Below are 14,542 nucleotides of genomic sequence, written 5' to 3'. Positions count from 1 at the left end.
AAATTTCAGGAGGGGTGAATTTTTGTATATAGGATTTTTGGAAGGAAAAAAAGGGAATAAAAGCGATGGATTCATACCCCGATGGATCGATTTCTCAATAATGGATCATTTGTATGTTATAGTGTTTTTATCTCTGTCGGATGATGGATGAATGGCCAAAGGAGAGAGCGTACATTGGACCTGATTACGATCTTGTTGGGGACCGTACTGGTCTTAAACATTTTGCTTGCAACCGCTATCATCTTTCTCGAACGGCGGGATGTCAGCTCCACATGGGCCTGGTTGATGGTCCTTTATTTCATCCCGGTGTTTGGGTTTTTGTTGTACTTGTTGCTCGGCAGAAAATTGAGCAAGCAAAAAATCTTCACCTGGGATAAACAGATTCACGTCCTGCTGCTGGAGGCTGTACATACACAAAAGATGGAGCTGGGAAACGGTGCACTTCGGAAGAAAGATCCTCTCTGGCAAGAGTATAAAGAATTGATTCTGATGCATTTAAACAACGATCAGGCAGTCTTAGCCCAGAAAAATCAGGTTGAGATTTTTACGGATGGGCGGGAAAAGTTCGATGCCTTGCTGAAGGATTTGGAGAGTGCCCAACACCACATTCACCTGATTTACTACATCATTCGCCATGATGATCTCGGGAAGCGATTGGCCGAGGTGTTGACGCGAAAGGCGCGTGAAGGGGTACAGGTGAGAATGATCTACGATGATTTGGGCTCCCGCAGGCTTAGTAAGAAATTTATCCAGCAGATCCGTGAAGCCGGAGGAGAGATCGAGGCGTTCTTCCCTGCGGTGCTTCCCTTGATCAATTTGCGGCTGAATTACCGCAACCACCGAAAACTGGTGGTGATCGATGGGAAAACCGGCTATATCGGGGGGTTCAACATCGGAAATGAGTATCTGGGACTTAATCCTCGTTTCGGGTATTGGCGGGATACGCATCTACGGATACAGGGAGATGCCGTCCACCAGATTCAATCCCGCTTCATTCTCGATTGGAATCAAGCCTCCCACCACGATATCTCTTACCAGGACAATTACTATCCCAATCCGGCTTCAGCGGGGGAGATCGGGGTACAAATCGTTTCCAGCGGACCCGATTCCGAGTGGGAGCAGATAAAAAATGGTTATATCAAAATGATTTTGTCCGCCAAGCGTTATGTGTATATCCAGACCCCTTACTTCATTCCGGACCACAGCTTGTTGGATGCCTTGCGGATCGCTTGTCTGTCGGGAATCGATGTGCGGATCATGATCCCCAATAAGCCGGATCATCCCTTTGTGTATTGGGCCACCTATTCCCATGTAGGGGATCTGTTGCAAGCCGGTGGGAAAATCTACATTTACGAAAACGGATTTCTCCATGCCAAAACGATTGTGGTGGATGGAAAAATCGCGTCCGTGGGGTCGGCCAACATCGATATGCGCAGTTTCCGATTGAATTTTGAGGTGAATGCGTTTTTGTATCATGCCGGAATTGCACAGCAGTTGGCAGATATTTTTCAAGCGGATATGCTTCAATCCACTCCGCTGACGTGGGAAGATTACCTGCAGCGTCCGTACAAAATCCGCTTTAAGGAGTCCATCTCCCGCCTGTTGTCGCCGATTTTATAGAAGAGCTCCCATATGATCGTGCGGTGGCTCTTTTTATCTCCATGCTGTTTCGATCAGCTCCTGATTGATCATAATTCCGATTTCATACCCTTCACTGGCGGCAGAGATTAAGCTGGAGAAGCCATTTTTGGCATCCCCGATGATAAAGAGGCCGTCGATCCGGGTTTGTCCGTGATCATCCGTCTGATACCCGCCCCGCTTATTCCGGGGGACTCCCAGTTGTTCAGGGATGATGCATGCCTGTCTCTCACGGGTATCTAGGATAAATCCGCCCCGACGATCGATGGATTCTCCCTGATCCAGCACGACTCGCTCCAACTGTCCATCCGTGGATTCCAGTTTGGTGATGGGGGATTCCACCAGCCGGATGTTCCGCATGGACAGCTCCTGTTTTTCTTCTGCAGTCAATGTGGACGGTCCGTTAGTGAAAAGAATCAAATCCCGGCTCCAATGAAAGATCATTTTAACGAAGTGAAACAGCTCCTCCCCGTTTCCAAACAGGGCTAACGGTTGATCTCTCCTTTCCCAACCATCACAGTAAGGGCAGAGGAAAACCGATCGGCCGTATACTTCCTGGATCCCTGGGATTTCGGGCAGCCGGTCTTTTACACCCGTCGCAAAAATGATTTTTTTGCTGTAGAGGGTTTGTCCGTTTTGTGTCACGGATGTAAAACAGCGATCTGTTTTTTCCGCATGGACCACTCGATCATCCACCACCGTGACGCCATCATAGCGGACCACCTGTTCTCTGGCGGCTTTTCGCAGTACCAACGGATGGATTCCGTCTCTGCTCAGAAACCCGTGGGATTGAAGGGTAACGGCATTTCTCGGCTGTCCATCATCGACTACCGTCACGTTTCTGCGGGATCGCCCCAAAACAAGGGCCGCGCTTAACCCTCCAGGGCCGCCGCCTACGACTACAACATCGAGAATGGGTGAGCGGCCCTTTATGAAGCTGTTTTTGTCGGCTCGGTTTTGATCGCTCATCGTTTTGACCCCCTCTCACAGATCCGATGGGATGTGGAGTTTTTTTAATCGCTTGTCCGTTTCAATATGCCTCTGCTGATGCCGCATCATCCAAAGAGGGGATTACAATCCTCTCTTCATTTTCAAAAAACAGCCCCGTTTTCTATTAGAAAACGGGGCTGCAGAAAATAGCTTGTGTCACCACTTGATGGCATTGCGACCGCCGACCACAGGCAGTGTGATCCGGCTTTGTTCGGGGTTGACGGTGATGGTGGTTCCTGCTGAGGGACGGAGGGTGTAGTCGTGATCGGAGGCGAGAATAACGATCCCGATTCGATGTCCCGGCTGAAAGAGGTAATCATCCGCCTGCATGTCCCACCGGAAGGTGTAGGTTTTTCCCGGAACAACCGGATAGGAACGGGAATCGGAAAGGCGGTTTTGCGGGTCCATCCATCCACGCGTCACAATCTCAAAGGGTGCCGTATGAGTGTGGTGTTCGTATCGGTACGTGCAACCGTCATCGCCGGAAACCCCCTTGCCATAGCAGACCCGCTCACCGGTGTTGCGCAATCCCCGTTTATAATCCACCCGGGTGTCGGTGCCGTAATCGACAAGCAGGGCCGTCAGGTTGGCCGCTGGTCTGTCTATGCTGGCCCGGAGGGTGATCTGTACCGTTCCACTCATGCGGACCGATTCTTTTAATTCAGGCGTGAGATAGACGAGACGGTTGGGTGAACCGGATGCGGGATCGGCAGCCAGTTCCTCCGCTGTTTGCATGGGGTCATCGATCAGCCTTTCCGAAGCCTGGGGACGGGCGGGCTGCGGTTTCAGGTGAAGCGTTCCCGGTCCGCCCTCCCTTCCCGCTTTCAGGTGGAGCCGGGTGGGGCGGGCATCGTCATCCGGCCAATGGGCGTGCGTCTTCCATTGACCGGATGCCTGTTCGATATCGGCCATCGGTTCTTCCATGATGCCGTTGTCGATCCCGTACAGCCAATGATCAAACCAGCGGTGGAGTGTGGTCATCCACTCATCGTGACGAAGATGGAACGGGTTGGAATGCCCTCCTTGATGCAGCCACAGTTTACGCGGCACCCCTTGCTTTGTGAGGGCTTCCCACCATCGCGAGAGGTGCTTGGTTTTCACGTTCCAGTCGTTTAGTCCGTGGACTGCAAAAACGCTGGCCCGAACTTGTCCGGCATGGCGGACATAATCCCGTTCTTCCCAAAAGGCGTTGTAGTCGCCGGTGAGGCGATCCTGCTCTTTCTCCAGGGAGTCCATCACCGCTTGGCACACCTCGGGGGTCTCCCGGGTCAACACCGCTTTGGCCAGGACATCGGCGTCTTCGCCTTGGTAGCCGCCGGGAGCGACAACGGCACCGTTGGCCCGGTAATAGTCGTACCAGCTGCTGATCGCGGCGATGGGCACAATGGTTTTTAAGCCTTCCACTCCGGTGGCGGCGACGGCGTTGGGGAGGGTGCCGTTGTACGAGACACCGATCATGCCGACATCGCCGGTGGACCAGTCGGCCATGACGGGTTCGCCTGCTTCATTGACCGCGTTTGCCCGGCCGTTTAACCAATCGATGACAGCCCGAGTGCCGATCACTTCATTGGTTCCGCCGGAAGTGGGACATCCCGTGGACCGGCCCGTGCCGGGACCTTCCGCGAGAACGACGGCATAACCGCGCGGAACGAAGAAATTGTCATAGTAGCCGGGAAACGGCCGGATCGATTCGGCTTCCGCCTGGCTCGCCATCGCCGCTGCCCTGTCTGACAACCATACACTTGTCTCCGCTGTTTTTCCCCATCCTTTTTCCCGTTCAACCGGGTTCAGTTCCACATCCACATCGTGGAAGGGCACGTCCTTTAAGCCAGCGCGATAAGGACTCATCTCGTAGATGACGGGAACACGCAGCCCTTCATCCGTCTCCTTGGGACGCATGAGATCGACGGCGATCCGGTCATTTTCTCCGTTCCCATCACTGTCCATGGGCGCTTCCACGTATACAGTTTCCCGAATCGCCTCTTCATAAGAATAGATGGGCTGTGTCCTCTCATCCCGCAGCTCCATGCCCGGTTCTCCGGCATGAACGGATGGATGGTTTTCCGCCGGCCATAAGGAAAGGAAGAGAATCAAACACAACAGCACGGGAGCCGTTTTCTTTTTCAGCTTTTTGACCCCCTTTTCCATCAATTTGGAATAGTGGTTCTTTTTCTTTCCTATTTCTTTTTTAGCCAGTGAAAATCCTGTTGGAATGTGGGCGTTAAAAAACGCATGATGAGACGCACAGAAGGAGGATTAGGCCGGTAATATGGAGGGAACCCCATGAATGAAAACAGGCATTGATCGACGCTTCTTGAGACCACATCCATTGTGAGGAGGGGGAACATGGATCTGGCGATCGATTTTTTGCTGGTGGTTTATGTGCCTACCCTTGCTTTTATAAAGGCTTTGTTGCTGCACCGTCATCTTTCCTAAAGAAAACCTCTTTTTTAAATGGGGAGCTGTCTTTACAGGGGAAATTCTTTCTTTGTGAGGGATGTTCCATCGTAAAAAATGGATGTGATTTCCGGTTGTTCGGGTTACAATAGAAAGGAATACGAGAGAAACGGGTGTCTGAATGAAACGTTTGCGCTCTATTTTTTGGGTTGTCTTTTACGTGTTGACACGGGTATGGAAAAACGGGCTGCCCGATTTGGCGGCGGCGTTGGCCTATTATTTTTTGTTGTCCATCTTTCCGCTTTTGATTTTTACGGTTGCTCTACTGCCCTATCTCAACCTGGATCCCGACCAAGCGGTCGCTTTCGTCAAGAGCATCTTGCCCGCGGAAGCGGCGGTTACCATCGACCAGCCGGTTCGGGATTTGGTGGAACGCCCCCGGGGCGGAATCCTGTCCTTCGGTTTGCTGGCGGCTTTATATGTCGCTTCCAACGGGGTTTTTGCCATCATTCGCGCCTTAAACACCGCTTATCAGGTGGAAGAGACACGCCCGCTCTGGCGGTTGCAGCTGCTCTCGATCGCTATGACGATTTCCATTGTGCTGGTGTTTGCGGTTTTGCTGTTGCTGCCGGTGTTCGGACAAGTGATCTTTCAGTACCTGGACGATGTCTTCGGACTGCCGCCGGAAGCATGGACCACCTTTTTATGGCTCAGGTGGCTGGCTGTGTTTGTATTGACCAATCTGGTGTTGATCGGCATTTATCAAATTGCCCCCAATACATCGGTCGCTTTTCGCAAAGTGATGGTGGGGGCGTTGGTGGCCAGTATCGGCTGGCAGGTGATTTCCCTGGGCTTCTCCTACTACGTCAGCAACTTTAACAACTTCAGCGCCACGTATGGAAGTTTGGGGGGCGTCATCGTCTTGATGGTCTGGTTTTATCTGACCGGCTTACTGCTGGTTCTGGGCGGTTTGGTCAACGCAACCCTGCATCAACAAAAGCACGTTCGTTTGGAATAGGATCGAGTGTGTGAACGGATATACCCGGCGGATCCCGGCTTATGAAGCGGGATCTTTTCTTTGCGGGAGCGGGGGAGAAACGGAAACAAAAAGTGAACGTACAGCTTTGGGGGTGTAAAAGATGAAAAAGGTGCTGTTAACCGGTTTTGAACTTTTTGGAGGGGAGCGCGTCAACCCGTCCTGGGAAGCGGTTCGCTCCCTGAAGGGGGAAAAAGTGGAGGGAGCGGCGATTGAAGGGGTGTGCTTGCCGACGGTATTCGGGAAATCGCTGAACCGACTGCGTCAAGCCATCCGAGATACGCAGCCGGATGTGGTGATCGCCGTGGGACAAGCCGGAGGAAGGGCCGGCATCACCCCTGAGCGGGTAGCGATCAATTTGGAAGATGCCCGCATACCGGACAATGAGGGCAATCAACCGGTAGATCAGCCCGTTGTAAAAGGGGCACCCGCCGCTTATTGGTCCACTCTGCCGATCAAGCGGATGGTGCGTGCATTGCGGGAGGAAGGGATCCCGGCGTCGGTTTCCCACACTGCCGGCACCTATGTATGCAATCATGTGTTTTTCGGATTGATGCATGAGCTGGAGCAGGCCTGTCGTCCCATGCGCGGAGGGTTTATCCATATTCCCTTTGCTCCAAGCCAGGTGAGTGACGGCGATCATCCCAGCCTTCCGTTGGAAATCGTCCGCCAGGGTCTGCTGCTGGCTGTCCGCGAGTCGAGACATGTGACTGACATCCGCGAAACCGGCGGAGCGGTCCATTAAAGAATGGAATGTGAAATATTCATTGAAAGGGCTCAAAATCCCTTTGACGGGACATGCTGAAAACAAACCGTCGGAGGTGATGAACATGAGGGATCAGCAAGAGGGAAAAAAAGAGACGGAGAAACAAGGCCGTCTGGTGAATGACGCGGAATCGATGCGGAGCGTTCGCGCTGAGGACTTACGGGATACGGAGGAAGATAGAAGACTGTTTGATCGGGCCGAGCGGGAAGAAGAATGAGCGGCGCGTGGCTACTTTATCACCGTTCTCCAGCATGAAGGAGAACGGTTTTTTATTTGCAAGGGGGTATGAAAAGCATGGAAGGAGAGTCGAAGGGAGAGAGAGAAAGGAGAGGGGACCTTGTGAAACCGGCTTAGGGCTTGTCTGGTAATTCAATTTTCCGGGATCACATCCTACGGATGGTTCAGACACGACCTAGTACTACAGTTGTCCTTATAAGAGCAGGCGCAGATGTGAGAAGGGAGGGTGGTGGGATGGCTGCGATCCTTTGCACTCACAGAGCACAAGTCTCGCCTGGGTCACTTCGTTCCCGGTCTCGCTATGCGCTTTTTGCAAGAGATCGAAGACAGCCCACCAGCCCGACCAATCCACGCTCCTATACACTCTTCGTACAAATGCAACTGTAGGACTAGTACCGGATCGCAGGGGAAGAGATTAGGGGGCGCTCTAGCGAAAAAATCGAAAAGGGGGCGGTCCCATTGTTTCGCTGGATAAAAGTGTTCCTGCAATTATCCGTTTTGTACAGTCTATATGTGTTGGGAAACTGGATCCGTGAGACGTTCCAGTTGGTGTTGCCGGGAAGTGTGATCGGGATGCTCGTTCTTTTTTTTCTTCTATTTACCGGTGTGGTGAAAGAAAAGTGGCTCCATGATGGGGGCGGCCTTCTTTTGGCTTAATTGCCGCTGTTGTTTATCCCGGCTCTTGCGGGGGTGGTGGAGCACCTGTCGCTGATCCGGGAGGGAGGGTGGGGACTTCTGTTGGTTGTGTTCGTTCACACGTTACTAGTGATGGCGGTGTCGGCAGCAGCCACCCGATGGTTAGCGATTCGCAAACAAAGGGGGGGAGAGAGGTGAATACGGCCTGGGGAGCGGCTGTGATCATCGGAACGGTCACCCTCTATCGGTTATTCCAACGCCTGTACCGGTATAAGCGTCATCCGGTATTAACCCCAGTAGCCACTGCGGGGGGAGCGGTAATCGGGATCCTGTTGGTTTTTTCGATCCCGTATGAAACGTACATGATCGGAGGACAATGGATCGACGCCTTGTTGGGACCGGCGGTAGTGGCGCTGGCACTGCCGCTGTACCGCAACCGGCAAGTGTTAAAACGATATTTTGTTCCGATCGTCCTGGGTGTCGTTTTGGCCGCCGGAACCGCGATTGCAAATACGTGGATCTGGTCGCGTCTGTTGGGCTGGGATCCTGTGTGGATGCGAACCCTGCTACCGCAGTCGGTCACATCCCCCGTGGCGGTGGAAATCTCCCGCAGTCTGGGAGGACTGCCGTCTTTGACGGCGGCGGTGGTGATTTTGGCAGGGGTGATTGGAGCAGCGACGGGCCCTCTTCTGTTTCGGTGGCTTACGATCGATGATGCCGTTGCCAGGGGTATGGGATACGGCTGTGCCGCCCACGGGATTGGAACGGCCCGGGCGATGGAAGACGGAGAGGTTACCGGTGCTGCCAGCTCCGTGGCGATGACCCTGGCAGCCGTGGTGACGTCCGTTCTGTGTGCATGGTTGTTTTGATTTGTCGTTTGCAGCAAAAAACCAGCCAGGCATCACCTGGCTGGTTTTTTGCTTGAAACACCCGCCTCATAATTGTGTCCAGGCCGCCCATGCGATACAGATCCAACCCGCCAGAAAAGCGAGGCCGCCGATGGGAGTGATCGCCCCCAGGACGGTGATGTTGGTTAACGCCATGACATACAGGCTGCCGGCAAACAAAACGATTCCGGCCAGAATCAACCAGCCGCCGGCGCTAACCAGGGCGGATTCCCCTACTTTGCCGGCAAGCAAACCGATAAAGAGCAAACCGAGAGCATGTGCCATATGATACTGAGCAGCCGTTTGCCAGTTGTTCAGCATCCGTTCGGAGATGCGTCCTTCCAAGCCGTGGGCGCCGAAAGCACCGAAGGAGATGCTGAGGAACAGATTGACTGCCCCCAGGATGATGAAAAGCTTCAACGGTTTTTCGCTCCTTTCCTACTATGGATAAGGTTGTCGGTTCCGTGCTTTATGGCCAGTATACCTTTTCTTCATGGGGAACGCACGGGGTTCACCGCATCGTCATGAAACGGCGGTGTCCAAAAACGGAAAAAAGGGCTTTACCAAAACTGATTCCTACTTTATAATAATTATAAATACATTTCCTCCAGTCAACTATTTTGATCGAAACCAATATTGAGTTTCATTCTCAATCATGCTGTTCGCCGATTCGGCGGACAGCATGTGCCATTTTACGGGCGTTAACAATGAGTTTTATTCTCAAAAAGGTGGTGTGGGAGTTGAGCGATTGGGTGAAACGTTGGGTGATGCCGACATGGTTTTGGGCTTCTCCCGGTGAGCGGGAGGAAGATGGATACCTGTGGGTGCGGCGTCATGGGGAAGGGATTGCAGCCGGGCTCAGCGGATTGCTGATCCTGTTGGCTTGGTGGACGTCCGGTTTTACCCAGGTGACGGGCATCGTCCTGTATCTGGCCGCCTACGCCATCGGAGGGTTTGCCAAAGCGAGAGAAGGGTTGACCGCTCTTTTTACGGAGAAAAAGCTGGATGTCAATCTGCTGATGTTGGTGGCGGCGATGGGGGCGGCATCCATTGGATACTGGATGGAAGGGGCGCTCCTCATTTTCATCTTTGCACTCAGCGGAGCATTGGAACGGTATAGTGAACAAAGGAGCCAACGGGATCTATCCGCTCTGTTGTCCTTGCAACCGCAGTCGGCGCTGTTGTGGGACGGGACAGAAGAGCGGGAAGTGCCGATTCGCGTATTGCGGCCGGGGGACCGGGTATTGGTGAAGCCCGGTGCACAGCTTCCGGTGGATGGAAAGGTGGTGGAGGGGGCGTCCGAAGTGAATCAATCCACCATCACGGGAGAGTCGGTTCCGGTGGGAAAACAGCCCGGGGACGGGGTGTTTGCGGGCACCATGAACGGCACCGGCTCCCTGGTGGTGGAGATGACACGCCCGGCGGACGAAAGCACCTTTTCCAAAATCTTGCGGCTGGTGGAGGAGGCCAAAGGCCAAGAGCCCCCCTCCCAGCGTAAAATCGAGCGCTTTGAAGGGATCTATGCCAAGACCGTCATTCTGGTAACTGTCCTGCTCTTGCTCGGGCCCCCGCTTCTATGGGGGTGGAGTTGGAACGACACGGTTTACCGTGCCATGGTATTTTTGGTGGTGGCATCCCCCTGTGCTGTCGTCGCTTCCATCATGCCGGCGGTCTTATCGGCCATGTCCAACGGTGCGCGCCAAGGATTGTTGTTCAAGGGAGGCGCTTATGTGGAATCCCTGTCCGAGGTGCGTGTGGTGGCCTTTGACAAGACGGGGACGCTTACCCGGGGGGAGTTGGCGGTAACCGATGTGTTACCGCTGGATGGCCGGGAGGAAAATGAGGTGTTGATGGCTGCCGCTTCGCTTGAAATCTTGTCTGAACATCCAATCGCCCGTGCAGTGGTGGCGGAAGCGAAAAACCGTGCTCTTTCTCCGGAACGCCCGGATGCGTTCCAATCGGTCACCGGCCACGGTGTCCGGGGAGAGTGGCGGGGAAGTCGCTGGCGTATAGGCAAACCGGCCTGGATCCTGTCGGATGTACCGCCGGATCTGAAGCGGTTGGAAGCCGATGGTAAGACAGTGGTGGCATTGGCCGAAGGAGAGGTGCCCATCGGGTTGATCGCTCTGCGTGACCAAATTCGCCCGGAGGCGAAACGAGCGGTCCAGGCATTGCAAAGACAGGGAATGGAAGTGGTGATGTTAACCGGGGACCGCCGTCAGACGGCGAAAGCCATTGCCCAGGAGGCGGGGATCCGGAAGGTGGAGGCGGAATTGCTGCCGGAGGAAAAAGTGGCGGCCATTCAGCGGTGGGAACGGGAAGTCGGACCGGTTGCGATGGTGGGCGACGGGGTGAATGATGCCCCCGCCCTGGCAACGGCCCGCGTCGGGATCGCCATGGGAGCCGCCGGCAGTGATGTGGCTCTGGATACTGCTCGTGTCGTCCTGATGAATGATGACCTCGGGAAAGTATCGGAAGCGATTGCCTTGGGAAGGCGAACCTGGCGCATCGTCAAGCAAAATCTGGTGTTTGCTCTGGCTGTGATCGGCCTCTTGATTATGGCCAACTTTACAAACGGGATTTCCCTGCCATTGGGTGTAATCGGGCATGAAGGGAGTACACTGTTGGTAATCGTAAATGGGTTGCGACTGTTGCGGTAGGACGATCCCCCCTCGATGGAAGCAATTGAAATAGGGTCTGATGAACCGGATACGGGCCGGAAAAAGGAATCTACGGGGAGAAGGAGAAGAGCGAGCAAGGGACGTACCAGTTTATCCTGATCAGCTACCGCCAAGAAGATGCAGAGCGGTTGGGGCTGCTCCCCGGTTGGGAGGAGACAGTGGCCGACGGGGACGAAACTAACAAGGGGAAAGAAACGCCCCAATCCTCCTCCGACAAGTGAAAAACACCCCCTTTGGTCTCAAACCAAAGGGGGGGTTGGTTTTTCCCGGTCATTCCATTTACCGCGAATGCAACGAAACGAAGACACCTACCGGCCCGGAGTATAACCTAACTAGTTTATGAGAGAGCGCTTGTAGGATTTTTCCCGGTCGACTCAGACCTGTTCGACCGACTCTCGTTCCGCCGGTCGGCCCTCCGTTTCGACCGTCACATCCTGCCGGGGCGTTTCGGTTGGCTGGATCGCCTGTTTCATCAGAGCGTTAATGTCGAGGCCCGATACTTGGCTCACCATCTCCGGGGCTTGTGCCATGAGGCGGGTGACATAGTTGCTCACTTTGGCGGCTCCGTCTCCGCCTTGGCCGGAATCCACCACCGTGATTTTGTCGATGCGGTTCATCGGCTCCGCCACTTTAGCGGCTAACTCCGGCAGCATTTTGGCGATCAGGTCCAGGATGGCCGCCTGCCCATAGCGTTCAAAGGCTTCCGCCAACTTCTCTTTGGCTTCTGCTTCGGCGAGACCCTTGGATCGAATAACGTCGGCCTGGGCTTGTCCCTGGGCTTTGTGGGCTTCCGCGTCCGCCGTACCTTTGGTACGGATGGCTTCCGCTTCGGCGCGCGCCTGGGCTTCCCGCTCAAACCGGCTCGCTTCGGCGGCCTGCTCCTTGGAGTAGCGATCCGCGTCGGCTTTTTTGCGCACCTCGGCATCATATTGCTTCTCGCGCCGGGTGATCTCCTTCTCTTCCAGTTCGATCGCTTTCTGCTTGCGCACCAGCTCGATCTTCATCTCTTCGTCAACCACTTGTTGTTTGTAGCGGTTTTCCTGGAGCTGGTATGCCTGGTCGGCTTCTGCCTTTTTCATGTCTTGTTCGATCTTGAACTGAGCGACGCGCAGTTCCTTCTCTTTTTCCGCCTCGGCGATATGGGTTTCCGACACGAGGGTGGCTTTGGTTCCCTCTTCCCGTGCCTTGGCGGTTTGGATTTCCGTATCGCGGTGGGCATTGGCTTCGGCGATGTCGGCGTCCCGGCGGACGGCTGCAATCCGGGGGCGGCCCAGGGCTTCCAGATAGCCGTTGTTGTCACGAAGGTCCTTGATGGTGAATGAGACGATCTGCAACCCCATCTTTTTCAGGTCTTTGGCAGCGACAGACTGCACTTCCTGGGCGAAACGCTCCCGGTTTTTGTAGATCTCTTCCACGGTCATGGTGCCCAGGATGGCCCGCAGGTGGCCTTCTAGCACCTCTTCCGCTTCATCTTTGAGCGTTTCCACATTTTTACCCATGAATTGCTCGCCGGCGGTAGCCACATCCTCCAGGGAGCCGCCGATCTTGATGATGGCGACTCCGTCTGCCATTACCGGGACCCCTTGTTCCGTATAGACTTCCGGGGTGGAGACGGTCAGTTTGTGGGAGAGGAGGCTGAGACGCTCTGCCCGTTGGAAGATCGGGATAATAAAGGCGCCCCCGCCCCGGATGATTTTCATCTTTTTGCCGGAATCATCGCTGAGAACATTTTTCCGGCCGAGCAGGCTGCCGGTGACGACGAGGGCTTCATCGGCGCTGACGGTTTTGTAACGGGCCCAGAAGCAGATGGCCAGCACAAAAAAGGCGCCCACCGTCATCAGGATGATACTGAGGGTAGTCATGTCTTGTTCACTCCTTGCGGGGAATCAACCGGGGCCACCCACAGCACCGAGTCCTCGACACGTTGGACGATGACGCGGGTGCCCAAGGGGATAGGATCGCCGTGGTGACTGGAGGCGATCTGGTTGGTGTTGCCGCTTCCGGTCCACACCAGGACTTCTCCGCACCCCTCACCGGGGATGGAGATCAACACTTCCCCTTGGCGCCCGGCTAAATCCTGGAGGCGAAAGGCAGTGGAACTTTCAGCGTCGGCTACAGGGCGCACCACCAGATAGTACAACAAGAAAAACGCGATAACAGCAATGGCCAGGGAAGAGGCGATCAGTAAGAATCCGGCAAGCGGCGTGGACTCCGATAGGATCAGGCCGGACGCCCCGAAAGCGGTCACCGCTCCGATCAGAGTGACCGGTTGAAATAAACCGGAGGCGAAGTCCCATATTCCGTCCAGCAGACCGCCAAGCCAGTCGCCCAACAGCCAGAGGACCAGGGAGGCGACCAAGCCGCCCCAGAAGCAGTACCAAAAGATCGTTGTCCAGTCTATGGGGGATTCCCCCTTTCTCGGTTGTCGAATAGCTATACGTTTCATTCGGGCGAAGGTTTCACAAAAAAGAAAAATAGATTAAAAATGGATTAGCGGTAGCCCGGGTGGGAGGGGGAGATAAAAAACCCTTCCCGGCGGGAAGGGTTGGATGCGATCAAAATCGGATGGTGGCGGTCAGGAGGATGAAAGCGATGATCAGAAGGGAAACGTTGAGGACGAGGATGTAGCGTTTCACCAGCGGGACCATGGCGTTTGCGTCGGAAGCGGCCTGCGCACTTTTTAGGATTTTGCCTCCAAAGATCGGCAATCCGATGATATAGACCAGTAAGAAGAGGGTGCCGAACCGTTCCTTGATGAGCAGCCAGGTTTGACCCCCGGCGCCCCCCTGCCCGAACAATAGGTAGAGTCCGGCCAGAAGTACGAGTAGTGCTGTGGGAACCATCATGCGAACGTTCAAGTTGTGGACAAATTGCAGGCTTTTGGTCATGGAGATTCCTGATTCATGGTTGGCGATCGCCTTGCGCAACCAGACAGCCATCACCGCCAGACCGCCGAACCAGGCGGCCATGCTGAGAACGTGGATAAAAAGTGCGATTCTGTAATCCATGTGGGTCATCCTTCCTTCGTTTTGGGATATACGATCCGAACTTCTGAGAACCCAAAGCAATCATTCGCCTAAGGCGTGTCTGAACAATCCGTAGCGCGAGATCCCGGGTCGGTATGGCTGTCTTCGTTTCGTTGCAAAAAGCGCATAGCGAGACCAGGGAACGAAGTGAACCAGGCGAGACTTGTGCTCTATGAGTGCAAAGGCGAACCAAAAGCCATACCGACCCTCCCTTCTACTCACGGAAGATTGAATTACCAGACACGCCC

General features: G+C 54.5%; 12 protein-coding genes and 1 pseudogene. 7 read left to right on the top strand and 6 right to left on the bottom strand.

Going from position 1 to position 14,542, the window contains the following annotated elements:
• The first annotated feature begins 174 nt into the window (after positions 1-174).
• Complete coding sequence (gene cls / locus JOE21_RS17420; protein ID WP_309868703.1) at positions 175-1,620, top strand: cardiolipin synthase; 1,446 nt, start codon at positions 175-177, stop codon at positions 1,618-1,620.
• Positions 1,621-1,653: 33 nt separating this feature from the next.
• Here the strand turns inward: cls and JOE21_RS17415 are convergent, their stop codons facing one another.
• Together JOE21_RS17415 and JOE21_RS17410 are read right to left on the bottom strand one after the other, a co-directional pair.
• Positions 1,654-2,607 carry an NAD(P)/FAD-dependent oxidoreductase gene (locus JOE21_RS17415; protein WP_309868700.1) on the bottom strand — a complete coding sequence of 318 codons (954 nt, stop codon included), beginning with the start codon at positions 2,605-2,607 and terminating at the stop codon, positions 1,654-1,656.
• Between the two features lie 177 nt (positions 2,608-2,784).
• Positions 2,785-4,776, bottom strand: a complete 1,992-nt coding sequence (locus tag JOE21_RS17410; RefSeq protein WP_309868736.1) for a Xaa-Pro dipeptidyl-peptidase — start codon at positions 4,774-4,776, stop codon at positions 2,785-2,787.
• Between the two features lie 430 nt (positions 4,777-5,206).
• Between JOE21_RS17410 and JOE21_RS17405 the strand changes: the two genes are divergently transcribed.
• The 5 genes and pseudogenes from JOE21_RS17405 (at position 5,207) to JOE21_RS17385 (ending at position 8,569) form a co-directional block, all read left to right on the top strand.
• On the top strand, positions 5,207-6,043 hold the full coding sequence (locus tag JOE21_RS17405; RefSeq protein ID WP_309868698.1) for a YihY/virulence factor BrkB family protein: 837 nt from the start codon (positions 5,207-5,209) through the stop codon (positions 6,041-6,043).
• Between the two features lie 121 nt (positions 6,044-6,164).
• Positions 6,165-6,806: a pyroglutamyl-peptidase I gene (pcp, locus tag JOE21_RS17400; protein WP_309868697.1), complete on the top strand. Its 642-nt coding sequence runs from the start codon at positions 6,165-6,167 to the stop codon at positions 6,804-6,806.
• An 85-nt stretch (positions 6,807-6,891) separates the two neighbouring features.
• Positions 6,892-7,044 carry a hypothetical protein gene (locus tag JOE21_RS17395; protein ID WP_309868695.1) on the top strand — a complete coding sequence of 51 codons (153 nt, stop codon included), beginning with the start codon at positions 6,892-6,894 and terminating at the stop codon, positions 7,042-7,044.
• 497 nt (positions 7,045-7,541) lie between these two features.
• Positions 7,542-7,898: pseudogene (locus JOE21_RS17390) on the top strand (CidA/LrgA family protein).
• Entirely contained in the window at positions 7,895-8,569 is a 675-nt protein-coding gene (locus tag JOE21_RS17385) for an LrgB family protein (protein ID WP_309868694.1), read from the top strand. The pseudogene JOE21_RS17390 and the gene JOE21_RS17385 overlap by 4 nt, the downstream one beginning before the upstream one ends.
• A 66-nt stretch (positions 8,570-8,635) precedes the next feature.
• On the opposite strand, the gene JOE21_RS17380 is transcribed toward JOE21_RS17385, so the two are convergent.
• Positions 8,636-9,007 (bottom strand): DUF423 domain-containing protein, encoded by a 372-nt coding sequence (locus tag JOE21_RS17380; RefSeq protein ID WP_309868693.1) that lies wholly within the window; start codon positions 9,005-9,007, stop codon positions 8,636-8,638.
• 320 nt (positions 9,008-9,327) lie between these two features.
• On the opposite strand from JOE21_RS17380, the gene JOE21_RS17375 reads away from it, so the two are divergent.
• Complete coding sequence (locus JOE21_RS17375) at positions 9,328-11,247, top strand: heavy metal translocating P-type ATPase (protein WP_309868691.1); 1,920 nt, start codon at positions 9,328-9,330, stop codon at positions 11,245-11,247.
• 395 nt (positions 11,248-11,642) lie between these two features.
• Here the strand turns inward: JOE21_RS17375 and floT are convergent, their stop codons facing one another.
• The 3 genes from floT to JOE21_RS17360 form a co-directional block, all read right to left on the bottom strand.
• The gene (gene floT / locus JOE21_RS17370) at positions 11,643-13,130 is read right to left on the bottom strand and encodes a flotillin lipid rafts scaffold protein FloT (RefSeq protein WP_309868689.1); all 1,488 of its coding nucleotides are present in this window, start codon (positions 13,128-13,130) and stop codon (positions 11,643-11,645) included.
• Positions 13,127-13,714, bottom strand: a complete 588-nt coding sequence (locus JOE21_RS17365; RefSeq protein WP_309868687.1) for an NfeD family protein — start codon at positions 13,712-13,714, stop codon at positions 13,127-13,129. The genes floT and JOE21_RS17365 overlap by 4 nt, the downstream gene beginning before the upstream one ends.
• Positions 13,715-13,823: 109 nt before the next feature.
• Positions 13,824-14,276 carry a DUF2269 family protein gene (locus JOE21_RS17360; RefSeq protein WP_309868686.1) on the bottom strand — a complete coding sequence of 151 codons (453 nt, stop codon included), beginning with the start codon at positions 14,274-14,276 and terminating at the stop codon, positions 13,824-13,826.
• Positions 14,277-14,542 lie beyond the last annotated feature (266 nt).

The sequence above is a fragment of the Desmospora profundinema genome (genome assembly GCF_031454155.1).
Lineage (GTDB): Bacteria > Bacillota > Bacilli > Thermoactinomycetales > DSM-45169 > Desmospora > Desmospora profundinema.
This window is presented reverse-complemented; position numbering and strand designations above follow the sequence as displayed.

Coding starts and splice junctions, on each gene's coding strand:
- JOE21_RS17360 (WP_309868686.1), bottom strand. CDS start 14,276: ATGGATTACAGAATCGCACTTTTTATCCACGTTCTCAGCATGGCCGCC.
- JOE21_RS17365 (WP_309868687.1), bottom strand. CDS start 13,714: ATGAAACGTATAGCTATTCGACAACCGAGAAAGGGGGAATCCCCCATA.
- JOE21_RS17415 (WP_309868700.1), bottom strand. CDS start 2,607: ATGAGCGATCAAAACCGAGCCGACAAAAACAGCTTCATAAAGGGCCGC.
- floT (WP_309868689.1), bottom strand. CDS start 13,130: ATGACTACCCTCAGTATCATCCTGATGACGGTGGGCGCCTTTTTTGTG.
- pcp (WP_309868697.1), top strand. CDS start 6,165: ATGAAAAAGGTGCTGTTAACCGGTTTTGAACTTTTTGGAGGGGAGCGC.
- JOE21_RS17405 (WP_309868698.1), top strand. CDS start 5,207: ATGAAACGTTTGCGCTCTATTTTTTGGGTTGTCTTTTACGTGTTGACA.
- JOE21_RS17395 (WP_309868695.1), top strand. CDS start 6,892: ATGAGGGATCAGCAAGAGGGAAAAAAAGAGACGGAGAAACAAGGCCGT.
- JOE21_RS17410 (WP_309868736.1), bottom strand. CDS start 4,776: ATGGAAAAGGGGGTCAAAAAGCTGAAAAAGAAAACGGCTCCCGTGCTG.